At 32.6% G+C, this 23,518-nt stretch carries 26 protein-coding genes and 1 other annotated feature; of the genes, 4 read left to right on the forward strand and 22 right to left on the reverse strand.

From position 1 onward, the window contains the following. Positions 1-154: 154 nt before the first annotated feature. The 5 genes from ACTHPI_RS01380 to ACTHPI_RS01400 form a co-directional block, all read right to left on the reverse strand. Entirely contained in the window at positions 155-1,504 is a 1,350-nt protein-coding gene (locus ACTHPI_RS01380; protein WP_445352388.1) for an amino acid permease, read from the reverse strand. 159 nt (positions 1,505-1,663) lie between these two features. After that, complete coding sequence (locus ACTHPI_RS01385; RefSeq protein ID WP_445352389.1) at positions 1,664-2,395, reverse strand: hypothetical protein; 732 nt, start codon at positions 2,393-2,395, stop codon at positions 1,664-1,666. Positions 2,396-2,506: 111 nt separating this feature from the next. Continuing rightward, positions 2,507-4,627, reverse strand: coding sequence for an ATP-dependent Clp protease ATP-binding subunit (locus tag ACTHPI_RS01390; protein ID WP_445352390.1), 2,121 nt, complete (start codon positions 4,625-4,627; stop codon positions 2,507-2,509). A gap of 445 nt (positions 4,628-5,072) precedes the next feature. After that, positions 5,073-5,957: an alpha/beta hydrolase gene (locus ACTHPI_RS01395; RefSeq protein WP_445352391.1), complete on the reverse strand. Its 885-nt coding sequence runs from the start codon at positions 5,955-5,957 to the stop codon at positions 5,073-5,075. Next, entirely contained in the window at positions 5,947-7,254 is a 1,308-nt protein-coding gene (locus ACTHPI_RS01400; protein ID WP_445352392.1) for a PTS transporter subunit EIIC, read from the reverse strand. Before ACTHPI_RS01400 ends, ACTHPI_RS01395 begins: the two co-directional genes overlap by 11 nt. Positions 7,255-7,353: 99 nt before the next feature. On the opposite strand from ACTHPI_RS01400, the gene ACTHPI_RS01405 reads away from it, so the two are divergent. Beyond that, complete coding sequence (locus tag ACTHPI_RS01405) at positions 7,354-7,593, forward strand: hypothetical protein (protein ID WP_445352393.1); 240 nt, start codon at positions 7,354-7,356, stop codon at positions 7,591-7,593. Between the two features lie 26 nt (positions 7,594-7,619). Here ACTHPI_RS01405 and ACTHPI_RS01410 read toward each other — a convergent pair whose 3' ends face one another. The 17 genes from ACTHPI_RS01410 to ACTHPI_RS01490 all read right to left on the reverse strand — a co-directional run bounded on the left by ACTHPI_RS01410 (position 7,620) and on the right by ACTHPI_RS01490 (position 19,107). Continuing rightward, the gene (locus ACTHPI_RS01410; protein ID WP_445352394.1) at positions 7,620-7,871 is read right to left on the reverse strand and encodes a hypothetical protein; all 252 of its coding nucleotides are present in this window, start codon (positions 7,869-7,871) and stop codon (positions 7,620-7,622) included. Positions 7,872-7,874: 3 nt separating this feature from the next. Further along, complete coding sequence (locus tag ACTHPI_RS01415; RefSeq protein ID WP_445352395.1) at positions 7,875-8,201, reverse strand: hypothetical protein; 327 nt, start codon at positions 8,199-8,201, stop codon at positions 7,875-7,877. 108 nt (positions 8,202-8,309) lie between these two features. Further along, positions 8,310-8,516, reverse strand: coding sequence for a hypothetical protein (locus ACTHPI_RS01420; protein ID WP_445352396.1), 207 nt, complete (start codon positions 8,514-8,516; stop codon positions 8,310-8,312). A 49-nt stretch (positions 8,517-8,565) separates the two neighbouring features. Next, on the reverse strand, positions 8,566-9,408 hold the full coding sequence (locus ACTHPI_RS01425) for a lysostaphin resistance A-like protein (RefSeq protein ID WP_445352397.1): 843 nt from the start codon (positions 9,406-9,408) through the stop codon (positions 8,566-8,568). 2 nt (positions 9,409-9,410) lie between these two features. Further along, the gene (locus tag ACTHPI_RS01430) at positions 9,411-9,635 is read right to left on the reverse strand and encodes a helix-turn-helix domain-containing protein (RefSeq protein ID WP_445352398.1); all 225 of its coding nucleotides are present in this window, start codon (positions 9,633-9,635) and stop codon (positions 9,411-9,413) included. 15 nt (positions 9,636-9,650) lie between these two features. After that, entirely contained in the window at positions 9,651-10,172 is a 522-nt protein-coding gene (locus ACTHPI_RS01435; RefSeq protein ID WP_445352399.1) for a DUF2975 domain-containing protein, read from the reverse strand. Positions 10,173-10,297: 125 nt separating this feature from the next. After that, positions 10,298-10,564, reverse strand: a complete 267-nt coding sequence (locus ACTHPI_RS01440) for a hypothetical protein (RefSeq protein WP_445352400.1) — start codon at positions 10,562-10,564, stop codon at positions 10,298-10,300. Positions 10,565-10,625: 61 nt separating this feature from the next. Next, positions 10,626-10,895 carry a hypothetical protein gene (locus tag ACTHPI_RS01445; protein ID WP_445352401.1) on the reverse strand — a complete coding sequence of 90 codons (270 nt, stop codon included), beginning with the start codon at positions 10,893-10,895 and terminating at the stop codon, positions 10,626-10,628. Between the two features lie 183 nt (positions 10,896-11,078). Further along, positions 11,079-11,798, reverse strand: coding sequence for a DUF975 family protein (locus ACTHPI_RS01450; RefSeq protein ID WP_445352402.1), 720 nt, complete (start codon positions 11,796-11,798; stop codon positions 11,079-11,081). 240 nt (positions 11,799-12,038) lie between these two features. Next, complete coding sequence (locus ACTHPI_RS01455) at positions 12,039-12,989, reverse strand: serine hydrolase domain-containing protein (protein ID WP_445352403.1); 951 nt, start codon at positions 12,987-12,989, stop codon at positions 12,039-12,041. Next, positions 12,989-14,278: a D-alanyl-lipoteichoic acid biosynthesis protein DltD gene (gene dltD / locus ACTHPI_RS01460; RefSeq protein WP_445352404.1), complete on the reverse strand. Its 1,290-nt coding sequence runs from the start codon at positions 14,276-14,278 to the stop codon at positions 12,989-12,991. Before dltD ends, ACTHPI_RS01455 begins: the two co-directional genes overlap by 1 nt. Further along, a complete protein-coding gene (dltC, locus tag ACTHPI_RS01465; protein WP_445352405.1) occupies positions 14,271-14,510 on the reverse strand; it encodes a D-alanine--poly(phosphoribitol) ligase subunit DltC in 240 nt (79 codons plus the stop codon). The genes dltD and dltC overlap by 8 nt, the downstream gene beginning before the upstream one ends. 47 nt (positions 14,511-14,557) lie before the next feature. Next, complete coding sequence (gene dltB, locus ACTHPI_RS01470) at positions 14,558-15,802, reverse strand: D-alanyl-lipoteichoic acid biosynthesis protein DltB (RefSeq protein ID WP_445352406.1); 1,245 nt, start codon at positions 15,800-15,802, stop codon at positions 14,558-14,560. Further along, entirely contained in the window at positions 15,802-17,316 is a 1,515-nt protein-coding gene (dltA, locus tag ACTHPI_RS01475) for a D-alanine--poly(phosphoribitol) ligase subunit DltA (RefSeq protein ID WP_445352407.1), read from the reverse strand. Before dltA ends, dltB begins: the two co-directional genes overlap by 1 nt. Positions 17,317-17,330: 14 nt before the next feature. Continuing rightward, entirely contained in the window at positions 17,331-17,483 is a 153-nt protein-coding gene (locus tag ACTHPI_RS01480; protein ID WP_445352408.1) for a teichoic acid D-Ala incorporation-associated protein DltX, read from the reverse strand. 150 nt (positions 17,484-17,633) lie between these two features. Beyond that, entirely contained in the window at positions 17,634-17,945 is a 312-nt protein-coding gene (locus tag ACTHPI_RS01485; RefSeq protein ID WP_445352409.1) for a hypothetical protein, read from the reverse strand. Positions 17,946-17,970: 25 nt separating this feature from the next. Then, a complete protein-coding gene (locus ACTHPI_RS01490) occupies positions 17,971-19,107 on the reverse strand; it encodes a YncE family protein (RefSeq protein WP_445352410.1) in 1,137 nt (378 codons plus the stop codon). A 609-nt stretch (positions 19,108-19,716) separates the two neighbouring features. Between ACTHPI_RS01490 and cbpB the strand changes: the two genes are divergently transcribed. The 3 genes from cbpB (at position 19,717) to ACTHPI_RS01505 (ending at position 23,503) form a co-directional block, all read left to right on the forward strand. Continuing rightward, positions 19,717-20,229, forward strand: a complete 513-nt coding sequence (gene cbpB, locus ACTHPI_RS01495) for a cyclic-di-AMP-binding protein CbpB (RefSeq protein WP_445352411.1) — start codon at positions 19,717-19,719, stop codon at positions 20,227-20,229. A 126-nt stretch (positions 20,230-20,355) separates the two neighbouring features. Next, positions 20,356-22,200: a heavy metal translocating P-type ATPase gene (locus ACTHPI_RS01500; RefSeq protein ID WP_445352412.1), complete on the forward strand. Its 1,845-nt coding sequence runs from the start codon at positions 20,356-20,358 to the stop codon at positions 22,198-22,200. A 54-nt stretch (positions 22,201-22,254) separates the two neighbouring features. Then, positions 22,255-22,306 (forward strand) — a sequence feature (sodium ion sensor (DUF1646 type); this cis-regulatory element may regulate processes involved in with the transportation of sodium ions). Between the two features lie 39 nt (positions 22,307-22,345). After that, positions 22,346-23,503: a cation:proton antiporter gene (locus ACTHPI_RS01505; RefSeq protein WP_445352413.1), complete on the forward strand. Its 1,158-nt coding sequence runs from the start codon at positions 22,346-22,348 to the stop codon at positions 23,501-23,503. The last annotated feature ends 15 nt before the right edge of the window (positions 23,504-23,518 follow it).

Here is a 23,518-nt window from a genome sequence, read left to right on the forward strand (position 1 = left end):
CAGGAGCTTTTCCTTTCTTCTGACTCAACTCAATCTTCCTTTCAAAATAAACCATTTCCAGGGAAATAATTTATTTTCTATATTTACTCATAATTTCATTTTTTTATATTATACATAAAAAATGAAAAAATTATAATATTTTTCTTTAAATAAATTAATTTTTACGTTTTTCTACTAAGCCATAAATAGCCCAAAGAAGTATTACAAATATAATAGAAATAATTAATGGTAATCTAGTCGATTCAATACAGAATAAAATCACCAAAATCACAAAGTAAAAAATAAGGGTCAGCCAGCTAGTGAAAGGATATCCTGGCATTTTAAAATTACCAAGATTGTTTTTATTCGTTTGACGATATTTAATATGAGCCCACATAATAATCATCCAAACAATAATAAAACAAATCGTTGATACAGTCGAAACAACATCAAAAATTTTAGCTGGCATTAAGTAGTTTAAGATAACAATGATGAAAAGAATCAAAGATGAAGTAGTTAAAGCATTATTAGGAACGGCTTTATTACTTAATTCACCAAGCTTTTTAGGAGCATTTCCTCCACGAGCCAGCGCATAAAGAGAACGACTAGTAGAAAATATCGCACTATTAGTTGCTGACATTGCAGCTGTTAATACAACAAAGTTTAAAATTCCAGCAGCTCCTACAATTCCAATTGCACCAAACACTTGCACAAATGGACTTGAAGTTGTTTGAATTTTGTTCCAAGGATAAACCGCCATAATTGCAAGCATTGATCCAATATAAAATAATCCAATTCTTACTGGTAAAGTGTTAATAGCCTTAGGAATATCTTGATCTGGATTTGCAGTTTCTCCAGCTGTAAGTCCTACAATTTCTACACCGACAAATGCAAATACAACCATTTGAAACGACATCATGAATCCCCAACCACCAGTTGGGAAGAAGCCCCCATGATTGAATAAATTACTTAAAGATACTGGTCTACCAGCTACATTAGTATGAAGTAAAAGTAATACTACACCAGTTAAAATTAAAGCAATAATTGCAATTACTTTAATCATTGAAAACCAGCTTTCAAGTTCACCAAAAAGCCCCACATCCACCATGTTAATCAACATCAATAAAACAACAATAACTAGTGGACCAACCCATTGCGGAAGCCATGGGAACCAATAACGTAAATAAATTCCTGTTGCAGTTAAATCAGCCATAGCTAAAGTCAACCAACAAGCCCAATAAATCCATCCTGCAACAAATTCAACTCTATCACCCAAATACTCTTTAACAGCATCTAAAAATGAATGTTTTTCAGTATCAGCTAGAATCAATTCACCAAGGGCTCTCATCATAAAAAATGTAATGATCCCAACTATAAGATATGACAAGATGATTGAAGGACCAGCGCTACGAATAGCAGAACCGGAACCCAAGAATAATCCTGTACCAATCGCGCCTCCTATTGCGATCATTGTTACGTGACGACTTTTAAGTCCACGATTCAGTTTCGTTTTTTTCTCATCCAAAATATTGCGCCTCCCTAAAATATAAAAAAAGCGCCTAGTTAGTAAAATGAAACTTTACTATCTGGGCGCCGCTTCATTAGTTGTGAATTGCTTATAATTATAAGCAATGAAGGCGTTTTTTGTCAATTAGTAAAATGTTAAGCGTTTACTAAATTAATTTCAGCTTTTAACACGGTTATTCCAATAAGCTGTAAACAAAACAATTATTGCAATAATCCCTAGCCACCAAAAGTCACTAATCATAAATCCGCCTAAAAATCCAACAGGAATAAAAGCAACTAAAGCTACAATTGTCATTATCCAAGTAATGATTCCTTGATAAAACTTAAGCCAGTTACAAATAATATAAATCACATAATAAATTGCAATAATATAAAAGGCAACCACCATAATATTTTGCATCCAGCCCGGCATTCCATAAATATATGCTCCAGAAATTATCAAAATCACAAGTGTAATAAAGGCTAAATACGCAAAAATGAAAGTTACAAATAAACGTAAAAATACCAATAATACTTTTTGCCCATTACTAAAGCTGTCAAGATTAAAGTAAATTAATCCCAGAATTGATGGAAGTGCCATAATAATTGCTCTTGTTAATATCCAAGCTGGTCCATCTGTTGGAATTCCTAAAGGCATATCTGTCATTGATTGCATTAATGACAAAATAAATGTAATTACCAAAGATATTTCCATGATTATCCGAATCCAGTTTGCCTTATTTTGAAACCAAAAGCAAACTGCCGCAATAAAGTAAAATAAGCCATAAATAATAGAAAGCAAAATAGTTTTCCCAGGAAAATGGACTACAAATGTAATAATTCCTGAAAATACTGCAAGAAAACTTAGAATTATTTTCATGCTTAAATCAAATTTTTTATTTTTATACATTTCTTCCTCCAAAAGTGATTTTTATTTCAAAACAATTATAGCTTTTTCTGAAGATACAAAAAAGGACTATTCCCTGGGGAATAATCCTTCTTTAATATTTAAATGGCTTAATTAGTCTTCCTTTTTCTCAGCAGCTTCTTCATCTTTTGCCTCAACTTCGCCATCTTTTACTTCTTCTGGTTCAGTAAGGTCTAAGATTGATTCGCCGTTCATGTACAAATGCTTGTCATCTGCAGTGAAGCTAATCTTCTTAGTGTCAGGTTCTTTCATTACAAGCTTAGCAATTGGAGTTTCAAGATCTTGCTCTACTACTCTTCTAAGTGGACGAGCACCGAACTTCTTATCATAACCTTTTTCAGCTAAAATCTTCTTAGCTTCTTCACTAACTTCTACTTCTACATTCTTCTTAGCTAAGGCATGTGACATTCTCTTCAAGTAAATGTCAATAATCTTACCCATGTCTTCTTCAGTAAGTGAATTGAATGGAACAATTGCGTCCAAACGGTTTAAGAATTCTGGTCTAAAGTAGTTTTCCAAGGCAGAAATAAGCTTATCTTGGTCAACTTTACCATCTTCTAATAACTTGTCAGAGAATCCGGCATTTGAAGTCATAATCAAGATTGTATCTTTAAATGATACAGTTCTACCTTGTGCGTCAGTCAAACGACCATCATCCATAATTTGAAGAAGGGTGTTAAATACTTGTGGATTTGCCTTTTCAATTTCATCAAATAAAATCAAGCTATATGGTTGGTGACGAATCTTTTCAGTTAATTGACCACCTTCACCATAACCTACATAACCAGGAGCTGAACCAATCAACTTGTTAACTGCCATTTCATCTTGGTATTCAGACATGTCCAAACGAATGAAGTGATCTTTATTACCAAAGAGGTTAATTGCAATTTGTTTAGCAAGTTCAGTCTTACCAACACCTGTAGGTCCAGTCAAAAGGAATGAACCAGTTGGACGATCACCATCCTTAAATACTTGCTTACGAGCAATAGCATCAGTAATTACATCAATTGCTCTATCTTGGTCAATAACTACATTCTTAAGCTTATTAGCTAAGTCTAAGTTCTTTTGAGCTTCATCAGCATGTAATTCGCTCATTGGAATGTTAGTCTTTTGTTCAATAATCTTATAAATGTCTTTATCAGTTACAACTGGAGTATCAGCTTTATCAACGTGCTTCAAATCTTTTTGAAGTTCGTCAATCTTAGTCTTAAGTTCAGCAGCTTTATCATAATCTTCTGCTTTTGCAGCTTCTGCCTTCTTAGATTCTAAGGCATGAATACGAGTCTTTAAACTTTCTTCATCTGCTGGTTCAACTAAAAGTGCCTTCTTAGCACCAGCTTCATCCATCAAGTCAATTGCCTTATCTGGTAAGTAACGACCTTGAATATATCTTTCTGATAATTCAACTGCAAGTTTTAATGCACTGTCATCATACTTTACATGGTGGAATTGTTCATACTTCTTCTTAAGTCCTTCCAAAATCTTAACTGCAACTTCAGTTGATGGTTCTGGAACTTGAACTGGTTGGAATCTACGAGCAAGAGCAGGATCTTTTTCAATTCTTTGGTATTCACTAGTAGTAGTAGCACCAATTAATTTAAGTTCACCACTTGCTAAGGCAGGCTTTAAAATATTAGCTGCATCACCATTATTATTTTCAGAATCAGTTGAACCTGCACCAACAATGTTGTGCAATTCATCTATGAACAATACAATGTTAGGATTCTTCTTAGCTTCATCAATAACTTTCTTCAATCTTTCTTCAAAGCTACCACGAAGACTAGAACCTGCAACCATATCATTAATATTAATTGCAATAATGTGCATGTCTTTCATCTTAGCTGGAACATTGCCTTCTGCAATTCTTTGTGCTAATCCTTCTACAATAGAAGTCTTACCAACACCAGCAGGTCCAATTAATACTGGGTTATTCTTCTTTCTTCTAGAAAGAATTTCAATTACGTTATCAATTTGTTCATCACGGCCAATTACTGGGTCGTATTTATTATTCTTAGCTTGTTCAACCAAATCAACACCAATTGGCTTTTCTTTTTGTTGTGGAGCTTGGGTCATTGTTTGAGGTGTTGCACCCATGCTACTACTTGAATAGTTAATTGGAATTGAGCCTCTACTTGATGAGCCAAAGTCATCGTTAAAGAATGAGCTATTTAATTGGTTAAATAAGTCGTCAAAATTGTTGTCAAAGTATGCCATATTTGCAAACACTCCCTATTAATAAATTTAAGTCTTTAGCACTCTAGTTAAGTGAGTGCTAATTGATTACATTTATAAGTATAGCAGGTTATCCACAAAAAGCAATACTTTTTCTAAAAGTTTTCCACAGAAATGTTTTATATTGTGATTTTATATCATAAACCCTTTAAAAACACTTATACATCAAGGGTTATAACCTTTCACAAATTGTAAAGAATTTCTTAAGATAAGCTCTTTTTAAAAGAAAAAATAATGCAATTTGCCAGGAGTTTTCCACAGAGTGCAATTATTATTCCGCTTCTAAGTGTACAGTGTAGACGGGCTAATGGAAGCCCTACCAACTTCTAAATTTAGTTTACCACCATAAATTTTCAATTCAATTAAAGTAACTTCTTACTTACTTTTTTAAATAAAAAAGCACTCCAAATGGAGCACTTTTAACTATTTAGTCTTTTCTTCTTTTTTTGTTGGTTTTATTTTTGGGAATATTTTGTAAATTATTAGGTTCTTTCTTAAGTAAATATTGTTTAATTGCATCTACAACTTCTTTATTTTGTGGAAGTGCTGAATGGTTGGCACTTGTACCAGTTACTGTCATCTCAGTGAATTGTTTTACCTGATTTTGAAAAACATATTTTGCAGCAGCAACACTTGATTCAGGAACAATGCCATCTGATTCATAACTTTGTCCACCAGTTAAAGAATAAACTACTAAATTTTTGGGGAGTTTTTTCTTATATTTAATAAAATCACTCAACATTTGAGTTTTATGACTGATATTACTTTCATTGAAATTAAAAGGAGAAGCCAAAGTCATTAATCTTTTTATCTTGATTTCATCAGAATAATCCGAATAATAATGTTCCAGCCAATAAGTTAAAATCAAGCCTCCATTAGAATGACCAAAAGCCTTAAAATTATTGAATTTATATGATTCGCTCACTTGTTCAAAAGCAATATCAAACCATTTGGATTGTTTTTTGATATTAGAATAACCATCTTTGTTATCTTGAAAGCCAATAACTATAATTGGCTCATTGTCGCCTTTATTAATTGAACCAATATATTTCAAATCCCCATCAGTTTGAACTTCAATTTTTAATACACTATGTGGGTGGGGATTGTTTTTGTTAAGCTTTGCAATCAATGGATTAAATCGTTCAACAGTAGCACTAGATCCTGGAACCATTATTATAGGCGATACCATTGACTTGCGACGTTCTGCTCGATCATGATTGGTCTTTTTCATCCAAGAATAGCCTGGAATAGATAAAGCTAAAACCAATAAAAACAATATCAACAACCATTTAAAGTTTCGTTTATTTAGCATATTTATCTTCTTCCTTATCATAAGCTAATACTTTTTCAGAAATTTCTTGGGCTATTTTTACAGTTGGAATCAAAATACCAACATCAAAAATAAACAATACTACTGTAAATATAAAAGTGGCCCAATTACCATTCGTACCAAAAAACGAATACAGCAAACTTGGCGAGCCCGATAATACTGGATATACAGTTGGCATTATAATATGTAATTTAATTGCAGCTGCCGCAAACAACTCATTAATTGCTGGTAAAAATACAATAGGAACAAAATAAATCGGATTTAAAATAATAGGTAATCCAATAAAAAGTCCATTAGTTGCACCAAAAGTTACAGGAATTAAGTTAACTTTCGCAATCGCTTCAATTTCTCTTTGTTTAGTGTACAAAATAATAACCATTGCCAACGCAAAAATAACCATTAATGCGTACGAATTAAGCAAACCACTTCCTAAATATTTATAAGGTACATCATAAGAGCTACCATGACGCAAAGCATAATTTAAGTTGGCAATAGCAGTCCCGCTGTTAGAAGCGGTAGTTAAAGAAGAGATTGGATAGCCAATTCCAAACCACCATAATAATGAAACAAACATTGTTAAAGGAATAATTATCAATAAGTTATTAGAATTCTCAAGTTTTGTTGCTAAAGAGGTAATGTAATATGAATCTAACAAACGAATCTTGAATAAATAAAGAGTAATTCCAATTATTAATCCTAAAATAATTGCTATACTAGTTGGTAATAACGCATTCCAAGCACGGTGGCGAATCCGATCAGTATGCTCAAAGGTTGACTTAACATAATCTTTACCCAAATAATGAAATACTTGCCCTACAACATATCCAATTATAATTGCTAAAAGTGTTCCATTAATATTTAGCATTCTCGAATAAAAGACTGCCCGATTATTTCCAGTAGTTCTAGCAGCCTCACTTAAATATGAGCAAAAAGTAATCACAATTACCGCTGCAATTCCTGCCATAGTAGAGTCTTTTCGATATAAACGTGCAGTATAAACAGCCGCAAAATATGCAACGTAAATACCAAATATTCCAATAGTTACCTGGACCATTCCCCGGGTAATAACGTTTCCTGCATTCCAAACACTATTAGACATATTATTGTCAAAATTAAAGATATTATAGATAAGGCTATCCGGGGAAAAAAACTCATCCCTTAATAACTGAAAAATTGCCCCAATTGTTGCAACTGGCATGAGCATTACAAGCGTTCGTTGAACAATCCTAAAAAACACACGCCTTCTAAGCCAAACCAAAATCCTAACAAAATATTCCATACCAAAATCTCCTTAAAGCATTCCTTTCAATTATACTAGCATTTCTCAAGTTAGCTAGTGGTATAATTTAAGTTAAAAGGAAAAATAAAGGTGACTAAAATGGGAAGAAAAAGAATTGAATTAACTGATGAAGTTGAAAGCTTAGTAGATAAATATATGACAATGAATGGCGATAAGATGGACTTAAATGAACTTACTAATAAAGCCCTCAAATACTACGTTATCAATCATCTAAGCCCCAATGAAATCAAGGAAGCTATTAAACAAAAAGACATCAAACGTTCTAAGTACGTTGATGACATCCTTAGTTCTAGTTATAGAGATTTTGGTGGATATTAAAAGGTCGAGCAAATGCTCGACCTTTTTTAGAACCATGTAATTGATGATGACAAGTCTGAATCTAAGTTAAAGTTAGGTTTAGAAATTTCCATGTAAAATTTCATGCCCAATTTTGATAGTTGATTTTTTTGAGCTAATTTTTCAAAGGCGATTTTAAGTTCTTTTAAAACTTTTGGCTCAAAAACTCCATTATTTAGAGAAATAATTGCAGCTTCAATTATTCTTTTTTCTTCAGGATTTTCTAGTTTTACTTTTTGTAATGCTTCTTTTAATGTCATGATTTATCCTACTCTTTCACGAATATATCTTACAGTGAAGTAAACGATAACTACAGCTTCAATTGCTAAAAGTATCATATTTTCTGCATCGAACTTACCTAAGCGACCAGCTGCTACTTCCACAAAAGTTAATAACCACACAGTCGTTTCTAATGTTGCGCCAACTTTTTCATTTTTATAAGACATGATAGTCAATGCAAAAGTTATCAATACAATTATGCCAATGATAATGTTAGCTGTATTAGTATAAACGTTGCCCGTTTTCACAGTATTAACCAATGCCAATAATAATATTAATACAAATCCTGCCCATCTATCTTTGATCTTCATTTTTAACTCTTCTTTCTTCTTTTAATTACCATCTTCACACCAGACTTGGCTAAATCATAGATACCAATACCAATTGCAAAACAAAACGCACTTATCCAGAATTGCATGTTATTTTGCTCTTTCTATTCCAAAACCTTTTTTACCTTTTACTCGTCTTATACTCCACCATGCCACTTCTATAATTAAAGAAATCATCCCTAAAAGTACAATCGTTGCTTTAAGATTGTAACCCCAAGTTGTAGTTGGTTGATACAAATTACTAAGTAAAAACATAGCTTCTAATACTTCTAATAAAACTAAAATAACTTTTCTCATAATTAATTCTCCCTATTCGACTCGCTTAATCATATTCTACTCAAAATAATTATTCCTGCGCATTTACGTCAAATTCTGTTGATTTGGTGTCATATTTGGTATTTCCAAATTGTTGATTATATTTCTTGTTATAAAAATAAACGCAAAGTAATACCAAAAGCGCTTCAACTATTGCAAATGCTAAAACTACTATAATATTACTATTTCCCCAATTATTAGTAGTAATTGTTACACTAGCATCTTGCCAAACATGCAGTAAAATTCCTGCACTAATTCCATTAGTAATTAAACGTAAATAACTAAAAATCATTCCTAACCCAAAAGCAAATATTATTTGCCCGATAGTTGATAATAATGGTTGATGAACTGCATTAATCATATGTAACATCCCAAATACTAACGAAGTACTAATACTAGTCCATACAAACATATATCTAGTAGATGAAAAATATTCTAAACATGCATTGAATAAAATCCCCCGAAATAGGAACTCCTCTATCACACCAGCATTAATAGCTAAAATTAAAATTGCTAGAGACTTATTTAATGGTAATTCTAGAATTTTTAGTTTTATTGGTATTTCAGGTAAAATCATGAAAAGTATTAAATATAGACAGAATATAATATTTAAAAGTTTAGATTGTCCTTGCGGTTGTTGTTTAACGACTTTTGTTGTTTTACATAAATAATTAGCAATAAATGCAACTAAAACTATAAAAAGTAATAATACTGTTCTTGCTAAAGCATGTGCAAATAACTTAGTAATTATTACCGGTCCAACAATATACGCAACTGCTAAAATTACAAATCCTAATAAAAGCTTTATTATACTTTGTTTACGTTCTTTTTTATTAGAAAGATCTACGTAATCTGTTAATGCTAAGTTTTTCATTTTTATTCATCTTTATCCTGCCCTTTATCAGGAACATATTCCAATAAATCACCTGGCTGACAATTTAATACTTCACAAATTTTATCTAACGTTTCAAAACGAATGCCATGTGCCTTCCCTGTCTTTAAAATTGATAAATTTGCTTGTGTTATACCAATTTTTTCAGCTAATTCTTTTGAGGTCATCTTTCTTTTTAAAAGCATAAAATCAAGTGTTACATTGATCAATTATCACACCACTTTCTAAATAATATGATCCGATTCTTCTTGTAATTGCAGTCCATATTTGAACACTAGATAAACCACATAGAAAACAGCTAAAAACAATATACTATCCATGATTCCAAACGGAAATGAATTATCACTTGAATATAAGAATTTAACTTGTAAAGTTAAAAAATAAACTCCTACTCTCAAAACTATAAATGTACCTAAAACGCATAATAATTTTTTAAGTAATCCAAGATTATTTTTAGCAAAATAAATTTCATTCTTTATGTTATTAATTAAATACCGCACATATTTAATAATAAATATTTCAAGAGTATAAATTATTATTCCTAAAATAAAAATTATTGTTAAAATTATCCACTGATTATTTGTTACATGTTTACCATTGGTAACCCCTGCACTAAATCCCTGACGAAATTCGCTATTAGCTGCAATTGCAATTCCTAAAACAACGGCAATCGCAACTACTATACTTAATAAAATTTGTCCAAGCCATGATAAAACAATCAATAGATTAAGAATTTTGTTTTTCATATTTTCAGCTCCTCAAGATATAAATTATTATAATACGATAATTTGTTTTTGCAATAGGATATTTTTATATTCTAAAAAAATAATATTAATCTAAAAAATGGACACCATCTTTTGGTGTCCATTTTTCATTTATGTTCTTTATCTAAATCATTAGGAACTTTTGAATTATAAATCAAAGCAGTAATTGCTTCTGTCACCCCTAAAAAGAATGCCACAATAATATTCGTAACTCCAAATACACCAACCACTAAATTGTTGTGCATTAGCGGAAACGCCACAAAAGTTGCCAAAATTCCAATTACTGCTACTGTCCAAAACACAATTCCATAAGTTCGAGGATAAGTGCGGAACTTAATGTACTGTTCTCGGTCCAATTTATATTTTCTTTCCATTTTTTTGCCTTCCTTCACCTCATTATAACAAAATAAGCAACCAATAATGGCTGCCTAAATATTAATTATTCCAAGATTTTGCACGCTTGATAGCTTGTGAATTTTGTTCTGTTTTTTCAAAACCACCTGCTGTGATTTCTTCGACAACAATAATTGAATCTTCTCGTCGAATTCGAATTTTCATTTTCAATTCTTTTTGCACTATTTCTTGGGAAATACTTCTAGTATCTTGTTTTAGATTATCCAAGCCTTGATCTACAAACTGCTTCTGAGGTCCCGTTAGAGCTTTATATTGCTTCCTTGCTTGTTCAGTAAACCTTAATTCAGGCATCTGTCCAACCTCCTTTTTCTTTGATTTTTGAAGTTCTTTTATCACTTCTTTCTCCACGAACTTCACTATCAGAATATGTTTTTTCTGTATTTTTCTTATCTTTACACATAAAAAATCACCTTCTCAAGTATAAATTTACCTAAGAAAGTGATTTTTTCATATTTTATTGCTCAAATTGAGCATTTATTTATCATTTGTTAAGAATTGGTCACCAGCAAGCTTTCGGTAGAAATTAGCCTTAGTTTGACGATAATATGGAGTAATCCAAAGGAATCCAATTCCACAGCTAATAATACCGAGAATTGCCCAACCAAGAAAACTCAAATCAAGTATAAATAAATCCGTCTTGTGACCATTCATTAGTTTACGGCTAGCGTTAATAGCTTCAGTAGCCTTAGGCTTTTTACCACTAGTATAATAGTCTTTCATAATATAAGGAGTCATTGAATATGAATATGCCTTAATCCAACCTGGAATAATTAGGAGTAATCCCCACAAAAAAGTAAAAATTCCTACTAGAACTGAAGTAACCAAAGTACTACTGAAATGACCATCAGTATAACCACTAAACATCCCTTTCAAGATATTAGGAGTATCTCCACTATCACGGAATTCCAAAATAGTATAAGTTACACCCCACATCAAAACAACAGTTAGAATACTTAATACAATCGTAAATATACTACCAAAAGGATTTATATTATAGCTTTCTGCGGTATAGATTTCTCCTCCAGCAAAATACTTTACTGTTCGATAAACTGTATCATTTCCTGTTGAAATAAATTCACCAATATCATTAATAACATAAACAATAAACCATGCTACAAATGATAATCCAACCGCCCAAAGCCAATTTCCACGGAGCTGATTTCTAGCATCGCTCTTCAATTCTACTCTTGTCATACAATTCCTCCAAAGTTTTAGTTATTTTTCAAAAAAAGCCTAATTCCACGAAACTGGAACTAGGCTCACACAGTGTAATACCGTCACTTTGACCACATATAGAAGATAACATTTTCGCTACCGGAGAAAATGACTACTATAGCAACGGTACAAAGTAGATTTTAGCATTCAACAAACAAAAAAACAACCGTTAGCCATTATCAAAATGAAATAAAAAGCGAGGATTTTCACCCTCACTTTTTATTCTATACTGAGCATCATTGACATAATATCGTTAACTTTACTTTTATAAAGCTTAAACTTTCCTTTAGTCGTATGATTACTCTGAATAATAATCATATTTTTAGCATTTGGAGTTGCTCTCATAAAGGTATAGTATCCTTCACCAGCGCCATTTGCTACTTTATATTGTGACAAGTTGTAAAAGCCACCATTATAAAACTTTGGCTTTTTACCTTTAAACAATATTGACCGACTTTGATTACTTAATACATTTCCAGTCAAAATATATTTTATAGTCTTCATCAAATCATGGTTAGACATTACAATTGACCCAGCTCCTAATTCATTATGTGCATCCTTTACAGCAGTTGCATGAGGAACACGAATATAAGCTTGATCAACGTCGCTATAAATGTAGCCTGGAACCCAATTACTATTAAGAAGCTTTTCCTCATCAGACCACAAAAATTCAGTATTTTGAAGTTTTAATGGTTTAATAAAAGTTTCTCTGAATAAGTTTTCATAGGACTTATTTTCAATTTTAGAAATGATTCCACAAAGCAATACATAGTTGATTGCAGTATAATGCCATTTTCCAAGGCTCTTCATATCAAAAGTCGTGTACTTAATATCATGTTTTAAGTTGTCTTCATCAGAAATAAAAACTTTAGTACCAAGCTTTTTACCTTTTTGAAGATCAAGTCCTGAAGTCATATTAAGTAAATTACTGATTTTGACATAGTCACTGCCTTCAATTTCTGGGTAAAATTCACTAAGTGTATCATTCAAACTTAATTTACCCTTTTCAACTTCACGCATGACCATTGTTGCTGTCATTGACTTTTGAACTGAATTAATCAAATAACTAGTGTCAGGTTTGTTACCAGTAGCATAGTTAAGCAAAGTCTTGCCGTTATTTACAACCGTGACTGAGCCTTTCATACCTAAACGGTCAATAGCCTGTCGCACTACTTGTTTTTTAAACTTTCTTTATTAGATAAGTTTATAGGCTTTATATTAGTCCGATCTTGCCACTTCTTGGAATAGAAGTAGTTATTCAAATCGTAATTATATGCCCTGTTAGGTTTTTCCATAAATGGTTTTACAGCTTGATCAACTGCAACCCAACCATTCCAGCCAAGGTGAATAGTATCTTCCATGAAGTACTTCTTACCACCATCTTTTGACAAGTCAGCAATATTTTCAAAGCCTTGACTAGTTAATTGATATTCCATCTTAGCCACGGACTCTTGATACATCTTTTGTGATAAGCCTGTATATTTTGCCCATTTAGCATTTACTGGTGGAATAATAAACAAAACATTAGTATGTTGCTTTGCAAATTGATTCAAAAGAAGTTGGAAGTCACCATATTCAGCAGACTTAGTATAATTAAACTTCTTTTGGCTTCCCTTGAGCTTTTTAAGAACACCTTTAGTTAAACGATTCTTATAGAAAGTGTTATCAATTCCCAAATTATTTGAATTAGTGTGAATTTCTGCTTGTTCAGTAGCGACTTTTTTAAGAGCCTTTACTGAATAATGGTTAGGCAAAAGTTGCGCACGTTTGCGAATCTTTTGTACACGATCACGAAGTTGGAATGAACTAAAGAATGTATCTTCATTTGCAAGCATCTGACGACGATTTTGTAATAAGAATCTATCCCAATCAGATAACTTTTGACCTGCAGCAATCTTCTTAAGACCAGATTTTATAATTCCTGTCTTAATATCAGGCATATCTAACAAACGCTGAGCTGCATAACGGTCAGCAGTTGTATCTTTAGCATTAAGCAAAAACATCGTTGTTTGAAGCGGTGAATAATATAAGCTAAATGCTGCTGGATCTTGACCTCTCTTAGTAAACCATTGTGGCGAAATAATTAAGACAGCCTTTTTGTTCTTAAGCTGCTCACTTGTTCCTTGCATTCCTATAAACTGAGCCAAACTTTGACTACCTGGACCACCTAATAAAAATGGACGATAGTTACGTTTGTACTTTTCAGCAATCACACTAGGGTGAAGTGGGTCCATACGTGATAACTCACTTGATCCATAAAATGGAACATAGCCACTTTCAAAGGCTTCTTGTTTCATCTTTACACCTTTGAAAACAGTATCAGTTTGAGAATTTGCAGCTTGGAAGATAGCATCTTTTGAAAAAGTTCTCTCCCATGGCAAAAGAAATACAACTAATAAAAGGATAAAAGCGCAGAGAACTGGGCCAAATATTTGCCACAGCCGGCGTTTATTACTCATTTTCTAAGCTTTCCACCTTTGCCACAATCTTAGCTGGAGTATTCCATTCTTCACGGTTAAATTCTGAAACTGGAACATCAATATCAAACTTTTCTTGCAAGCTCAAAAGCATTTGAACACTTGCCATTGAGTCAAGCAAACCATTTTCAAAAATGTTTTCATCCATTTGATCAGATAAATCTTCACCAGTTAAATCATTTAAAATACTTAAAACTTCTTCTTGTGTGTTCATAATTAAAATACCTCTTCTTAATAAAAACTATCTTTCTATATTATATTTTATTGCCATCCAAACCACAATGTGCTAAGGAATCCTGAAAAGATAAGCATACCGAAGCAGACAACATTAAATGTAATAAAGATTGCAAACCAATTTGTAAATTTATTAGATGGAATTTGCTTTTTATGCTTTCTCTTAAATCTAATCCAAATATCATTAATAATAATGGCTAGTGCTTGGTACAATCCATATGCAATGTAGTACCAAGTAAGTCCATGCCAAAATCCCATGATAAGAAATAGCAATAAGTATGACACTTGAGATAATCTGATTCTATTCTTGAACAACTTTTTCTTCATTGCAAAGAATGTAAATCGCATATAGATATAATCACGGAACCAGAATGAAAGTGTCATATGCCAGCGATTCCAGAAATCCTTAATGTTCTTTGAAATAAATGGCTTATTGAAGTTCATTGGAGTGTGAATTCCCATAAAATATGAAATTGACACTGCAAAAAGTGAATAACCAGCAAAGTCAAAGAATAAATACATTGTGTAGCAGTACATGTAGGCTACTACCCACCAAGATAACTTAAGACCTCCACTAGCATTTCCTGCAGCTAAAGCTGCTTCACTAAATTTTGGAAGCCAAAGTGTTCCAAAGAACCATCCTAAGACAAATTTATAAAGGAACCCTTGGAATAGATATCTAACTGCATATTGAAGATCAGTAATATAATCTTCTCTACTTGGTGCCTTATCAAAGTCCTTCTTAAATCTTCTATATCTATCAATAGGTCCTGAAGAAATAGTTGGGAAGAATAGCAAGAATCTGACATAAGTGCCAGGGTCGACTTGCTTAATTGCTCCATCACGAATTTCCATAATTACTTGCACATTCTTAAAAGTAATATATGAAATTCCAAGAAATCCAACAGTAAATGGAACAGTACCTGCTGGAGCAACTGCTAAAACTTTAACTGCAGTTAATGGTAAAATCGCCAAAATAACTGCCAAACAGAAAACCCATGTCTTATTTGGACTATCTTTTTTCGTTCTATAACGTTGATAAACGAAAGTTAAACAAAATTCAAATGCCAAATATAAAAGTAGGTTAACCCCTTCTTGCCAATGATTCCCATCGAAAATCAAAAACAAGAAAACAATTGAAAAGATTGCTTCATAAGTCTTAAAACGTCTCCCATTATAAAGACCTACAATAATTGGAATTAGAGCAATCATTAACCAGATAAAGTACTGTGGATTTGAGTAAGGCTGTAAGTTAATGAAGTTAAAGTTCACTACTTATTAACCTCCTTAATAACAGCCTTAATATCTACCTTACCATTTTGTGAAATTGGTAAGCTCTCGCGATAAATATAACGCTGCGGAATCATATAAGGCATTATGTTCTTAGCTAAATCTTCACGAATCAACTTAGTAAGTTCTGCATCTGAATATTTGCGACGAACGCCATCTTCTAATTCAATTTCTGCAACAATCTGCTTAACTGTATGATCCTTATTATATTTAGGTGCTGCTACACCATAGCGAATAAGTTCATTTTTAGTTAAATAGAAGTTAATTTCTTCAAGTTCAATTCTGTAGCCATTAAACTTAATCTGGAAGTCAATTCTTCCACGATAAAATAGCATATCACCATCAAAGAACCCTGCATCCCCTGTACGATAACTTTCGTATTCATCATCTGGATTCTTAAAGAAAGCAGCCTTAGTTTTTTCTGGATTATTCATATAACCCTTAGAAACACTAGGACCTTCAATGATGATCTCACCTTCACCAGGTTTATCACCTTTTGAAGTATCAATAGTAATTCTTGTATCTTCTTTTGTTTTACCAATTGGTAAACGGTCATACTTATTAAGAATTTCATCTGTAATTTCAACTTGAGTTACAGCAACTGTTGTTTCAGTTGGGCCATAAGTGTTAAAAATATGACTATTTGGAAACTTTTTACGCAAACTTGCGGCTTCACTATGTGGCAATTCTTCCCCACAGAATAAGAAGTGAGTTAGGTCTGGATGATGTTCGCCATCAAAAGTTCTATCTAAGAAACACATTTGTGCAAATGATGGAGTAGAAACCCAGACATTGAATTGCATCTTAGGAAGAGTAGCAAACAATTGTGCAAAGTTTTGCGTTACATCATGTGGAAGGACCACCAATTTACCAGCAGAAACAAGTGCTGGGTAAAGACTCATTACAGATAAGTCAAATGAATATGGAGCTTGTGCTAAAAAGCTAGGATGCTCTGGTAAATTAAAATCAGTCAATTCCCAGTTTACAAAACTAAGTAAGTTGTCATGACTAATTTGTACACCCTTAGGCTTACCAGTAGTACCAGAAGTAAATATAATATAGAAGTTATCATCACCTTCAACAAAGTTATTTTCATCAATAGTGTAATCACCATCTATAACATCATTAGGCTTTACAACTTCTAGATTACTTACATCAATATCTGGTAATTCATCTACAGCAAGTACAGCGCCGCTTTGAGAAACTTCCTGAATCATAGTCAATCGCTCTGCATTAGAATAACTAGCAATTGGAATATAAGCGTGACCTGACTTTACACATCCTAAGAAGCTGGCAATCATTTCAAAATCTTGTCCACCCCAAATCATAATTGGATCATGTTCAGGAATGTCTAAACTTAAGATTTTGTGTGCCCAAGCATCTGAGCGTTTCTTTAAATCGCCATAAGTATTAGTTTTGCCAAGATAATCATAAACGATTCTATCTGGATCACTTGTAGCGATTTCTTCGATTTTCTTAATTACATCTTTTATCATTGATAGCACCTGCCTTAAAATTCGTTATAAATAAAGTGAACCGATGTTAATCCACTGTATTCATACAAATAAACTAGAGCCATCAGGATTGCAAAATAAACGACTGTCTTCAAAACAAACATTCCAATACGTTTGCCTCGAGAGTCAACTTTTGTATTCTTCTCCATGTATCTCCCTCAGTAACTAAATTTACTTACGCCCTATGTTACTACAATAATCATGTAGTTAAGAGCACTTATAAAATATTTTAACAAATTTAAACAAATAGCTAAAATCGTACGATTAAATTTTACTACAATTTATGTTCATAAGCTGATTTAATTGTTTATTTTTCGGCAATTTGCATATGCAAACCACAACGGTATAAAAACAACTAATGAAGTAAATATTATCGCAAAAATCATTAACTTCATTATATTACTTGGATTTTTCCACTTTTTAGAAGTTGCCGTAGTCAAAATATACACGCCAAAAAGCACGCTAATTACCACTTCAGCAACATAAAGATAAGAATAAGTTGACCAAGTGGTCATCTGCAAAAGTGATATGTAAGCTGAAGCTGGTAATAAACAAAACCATCCTGAAAAGCGTAGCCAAAATAAAGTTCTTCTTTGATAATTTGGAGTCATGATTTTCCTTTCGTAATTAACTTAATTAGTTTCCAAATAAGGCATTAATATTTAAGGACAAAATGCGATCCATTACAAGAATATGCGGTTTAGCATAAATTTTTGAGCCTGATTCAAATAAACATAATAATTGACCTTTATAAGCCGTAATTTGTTCTAAGTAAGGTGGCATGTCGATAACCTTTTCTGCATTTTTTTCATCTAAGGCATTCATTGCAGTCGATGGAAAAATATACAGCTTAGAATCACCGCTACCATAAGATTGACTTAAAAATATCTTATCATCATATATCGCAATTCCTTGAATCTGCTTATCCATAGAAGCTTCTCCAGCTGGATCAGACCAAGAGACTTCCCCAGTAACAGCTTTAATTTCATTATTAGTAATTGTTCCTTTATTTTTTCCACTTCTAGAAATAGAATATGCAGCCACGCGTCCACGTCCATACATATTAAAGAAACCAACAAACAATTGATTATCATAATAAGTAAGAGCAGAAGCACGTTGGATAGTTGGAATTGAAATTTGATTATTATATTTAATAGGAATATGGGTTTTATCATTATATTCTTTTAAAGCTTTCAGCGAGAATGACATTAAAGCAGAAGTACCACCCATAGAACCAGTAATCCAGATATTTTTAGCAACTGGATCATATGCAATTCCACCAAGATGAGGCTTTCCTTTAATTTGAATAGTTTTTATATATTCTCCTGTTTTTTTATCAAGCACATAGATTACCGAAGCATGTTTATGTTCGCCATCATATGCCGTAATTAATAAATACTTCCCAGCAATCGTAATCCCTTGAGGAGTCATTGCATAAGCTGTATCAAACTTCTGAGTAGAAAAATTATAGCTCTTAGTTGTAACAAGTCCAGGAACAATTGCATCTTTACCATCCCAAGTACGTGGTGGAACATAATTTGAAACTTTATTAATGAACGGATACTTTTGTCTTAATTCTTTTTGATAAGCTGCATATTTATGCCATGAAGCATTAATATTTGTACCATCCTTAGCCTTTATTAAGTTAGGGCGCGCTTTTTGCATTTCTTGATTTTGCCACCATTCATGAGCATAATAACCTGCGCCAACAATTCCTACAATAAGTACTGCTATTAAAATCACTCGAAAAACAATTTTGCCCCGTTTTTTCAATTTTATCTTTTCACTCCTTTCTTAATTAGTTGTAGTCTATTTTATCCAAAAATTTTAAAAATTTGTCTTAATTTGCAAATCTCTTCATCAATTTTGCCATATAAACGTTTTCAGACTTTAAAATTTTGAATATATATAAAGAAAATAAAATTTTTAGGTAATTGGTCACACATTTTTCACAATTCAAGGTTATACTAGTATATGTAGTGAATAAGGAACGGAACCTGTTCACTACACTCAACTTTTTTGTTTTTCATTCATACTCCTCCAAGTAAATAATGAAAATAAAAAGAATTGACTTTGATAGTCAATTTCATATCTATCCCTTTCGGCTCGCGGTACTTCGCGAGCTTTTCTTTTTGTTCTTTAACAAATCGCTAAAATTTCTTTACCATTTCGTAAGAAATTAAACACTTTTACTTCACAATTTCTCTGTATTATATAAATCGTAGCAAGGCGGTAGAACTTGTTACATACTCCCACTTTTTTATTTCATTCATTCTTACTCCTCCAAAGTAGATGAAACTAATAGGGCCTGCAAAGTTTGCAGGCCTTTTCCTTTTGCAAAAAATTATTTTCAGTATAATTAGATGATGAAGGGAGAAAAATATGTTTTCACCATCAATTCAGCACCTAATAGAAGAAAAATCAGGTGCATTTTTAATTCCGGCAAGTCGTATTGCCTTTGTTCAAGAAAATAATCCGTTATATCATGCATTCTTAATCCTAACTAAAGTTAAGTATTCTAAAATTCCAGTTCTGGATGATAAACATCGCGTTGTTGGATTAATCGCTTTAGCAATGATTACCGATAAAATGCTAGAAACTGATGAAATTTCAATTGATCCATTAAATGACTTAAAAGTAAAAGATGTAATGCAGCATGATTTTCCAAAAATTAATTTTGTTGAAACAACTTTAGAAAAACAACTCCATTTATTAATTGATAATCCATTTTTGCCAGTAGTTGATTCTAAAAATGTTTTCCAAGGATTAATTACAAGACGTGAATGGATCAAAGCCTTTAATTATGTAGTTCATACTTATGATGAACATTATAATCCTATTTCTAAAAAGCAAAATAAAACCCAATTAATCAACAAAGTTGTAATTACAAAATAAACTAAGAACGCCTTTTGGCGTTTTTTTAATATCCATCTAATTTAGAATGAGTATAATTTACATTTTTAAAAACAGTGGTAAAATTGTTGTTATAGATAATTGTTGTAAATATTTTGGAGGGAAATTATGTTAAAAAACCAATGGAAGTTAATAGTTGTCATAATCCTTGGTATTATTGGCGCTATTTTAGACTTTTTATGCGGAAAACCTACAATTGCAAACTTACCTATTGCAGGCATTTTAATTGATATTTTTGGTATTTATATTGCAATTACAATGGCTGTTGAGATGGTAGGCGATATTCGTAAAGGACGCTGGGGCGTTGATATTTTAGCTATTATTGCTATCGTTTCAACCATGGCAATTGGTGACTACTGGGCTGCATGGATGATTTTAGTAATGTTTACTGGTGGTGAATCTCTTGAAGATTACGCTACAAGTCAAGCAGATAAAGAACTACGTTCTCTTATCAATAACACACCACGCAAAGCTAATAAATTAGTAGATGGAAAAATTACTGAAGTAAATGTTGATGATTTAAAAATTGGCGATCACATTATTGTTAAACCTGCAGAACAAGTTCCAATCGATGGTAAAATCGTCAAAGGTGACTCCAGTTTTGACCAATCTTCATTAACTGGTGAATCAGTTCCTGTTTCAAAAAAGCCAGGCGATACAGTTATGTCTGGATCCATTAATGGAGATGCTTCAGTTGAACTAGTTGTAACTAAACTCGCCAAAGATTCTGAATATCAATCAATCGTAGCTTTAGTTAAGTCATCTGAAGCTCGACCTGCAAAATTTGTTAAAATGGCTGATCGTTATGCCGTTCCATTTACAATTATTTCCCTGGTAATAGGATTTATCGCTATGGCTTTAGGCGGCTGGAACTTTACTCGTTTTGCAGAAGTTATGGTTGTTGCCTCTCCTTGTCCACTTTTGATTGCTGCACCAGTTGCATTAGTATCTGGAATGAGTTCAATGTCACGCAATCACATTATTGTAAAAAGTGGTACAACCCTAGAAAAACTATCTCGTGCTAAAACTTTTGCATTTGATAAAACTGGCACCTTAACTGAAAATAAACTAGAAATCAGCGAAGTTGTTGCTCAAAACGGCTTTGATAAAAAAGAAATCCAATCTCTTGCAGCAAGTGTCGAACAACAATCAACTCATATTATTGCTACATCTTTAGTAGATAGTACTCCAAAAGATATGATTCACGCAGTTAATAACTTAACAGAAACTACTGCTCAAGGTGTGGAAGGTACAGTTGATGGCAAAAAAGTTAAAGTTGGTAAGCTTAGCTTTGTTGCTCCTAATGAAAAAGTTAATACAGTAAATTCTACAGCTGTTTATATTTCAATTGACGGTAAATATGCTGGTTACATTACTTTCAAAGATCAAATTCGTCCAGAAACTCCATCCACAATCGCACGTCTCCGTAGACAAGGCGCTAAAGAAATTATGATGCTTACTGGCGACCATAAAAATGTCGCTGAACAAGTTGCCAAAGCTGCTGGAGTAACTGATGTAAAATATGACTTGCTTCCTAGACAAAAGATTCAAGCCATTAAAGATGTTCCAGAAGACTTACGACCTGTTGTAATGACTGGAGATGGTGTTAATGATGCGCCAAGTTTGACAGCAGCAGATGTAGGTATTGCAATGGGAGCTAAAGGTGCAACTGCTGCCAGCGAAAGTGCGGATGCTGTTATTATGGTCAATGATTTAAGCAAAGTTAATGATGCTGTAGCCATTGGTAAACATACAATGAAAGTAGCCAATATTGATGTTTTAACTGCAATTTTCATCGTAATTATCTTAGAAATAATCGCTGCTACTGGTGTTATTCCTGCCTTTATTGGTGCAATCTTACAAGAAGTAGTTGACTTAATTACCATTTGCTTAGCTCTTCTTGCTAAAACCAAACCAAGCAAAAAGCAATTAGGTGAGGAAGAAAAACAGTAACTTGCATTTATATACAATAATTATTACAATAAAATCTAACTAAATACTTTAAGCGGTTGGGTTTTTATAAAAACTTTCAAGATTGTGTTCTTTTGGGTCAAAGAACATTCTTGGAAGTTTTTTCTTTTTTTGAAAGGAGTATTGGATGGAATTTTTAGGAGAATTAATCTTAATTTTACTGGCAACAAGCTTACTAGGACAATTATTTTCTAGATTTAATATGCCTGCAGTTATTGGACAGTTGTTATCTGGAATCTTGCTAGGTCCCGCGATTTTAGGTTGGGTAAAATCTGGCGACATTATTAGTTTATTCTCAGAATTTGGTGTAATCCTATTAATGTTTCTTGCAGGACTTGAAAGTGATCTTGATTTACTAAAAAAGTATTTCAAGTTAAGCTTTACGGTAGCTTCTATTGGTGTTATTTTGCCAGTTGTCTTCACAGGTGTAGCGAGTTACTTATTTGGAATGAAATTTGTAGAAGCACTATTTATTGGAATTGTTTTTGCGGCAACTAGTGTATCAATTTCAGTTGTTGTTTTACAAGAAGCTAATCAATTACATACGCGTGCAGGTGTGGCAATTTTAGGAGCAGCTGTTGTTGATGACATTTTAGCAGTAGTTGTCTTAAGCTTATTTACTACATTTAGCCATGAAGGTGGTAAAAGTGGTTTAACTGATAACTTTTTCATAAATTTAGCAATTGAAGTACTTTATTTCGGTGCTGTGTGGATAGTTTATAAATTTGTAGCGCCATATTTTATGAAAACCGCAGAAAAATTAGATGTTAATTATTCTGTAGTAATTGCTTCTTTGGTATTAGCATTAACGATGGCATGGGCTGCAGACTTTGTTGGACTTTCTGCAGTAGTAGGTGCATTTTTTGGTGGACTTGCTATTCGTCAAACGCCCCAATATAAAGAAGTTAATGCATCAGTATCTGCAATTGGCTATTCTATTTTCATTCCTGTTTTCTTTGCTGATATTGGACTTTCAATGACTTTTGCAAGTTTTGTTCGTGATCTCTGGTTCATTATTGTAATGACAATTTTGGCAGTATTATCGAAGTTTTGGGCTGGAAAGTATTCTAGTGAATTGTTTGGTTTTACCAAAAATGAAGGCAATATCGTTGGTGCAGGAATGGTATCACGAGGAGAAGTAGCCTTGATTGTAGCTCAAATTGGTATTACTCATCACCTTTTCCCAGAAGATATTTATTCAAGTTTAATTCTAGTAATCATTGTTACAACAGTAATTTCACCATTTATTTTGAACTATTTTATTCATAAACAAGAAAATATATAAAAAATGAGCAAGACT

The sequence above is a fragment of the Lactobacillus sp. PSON genome (assembly GCF_052615405.1).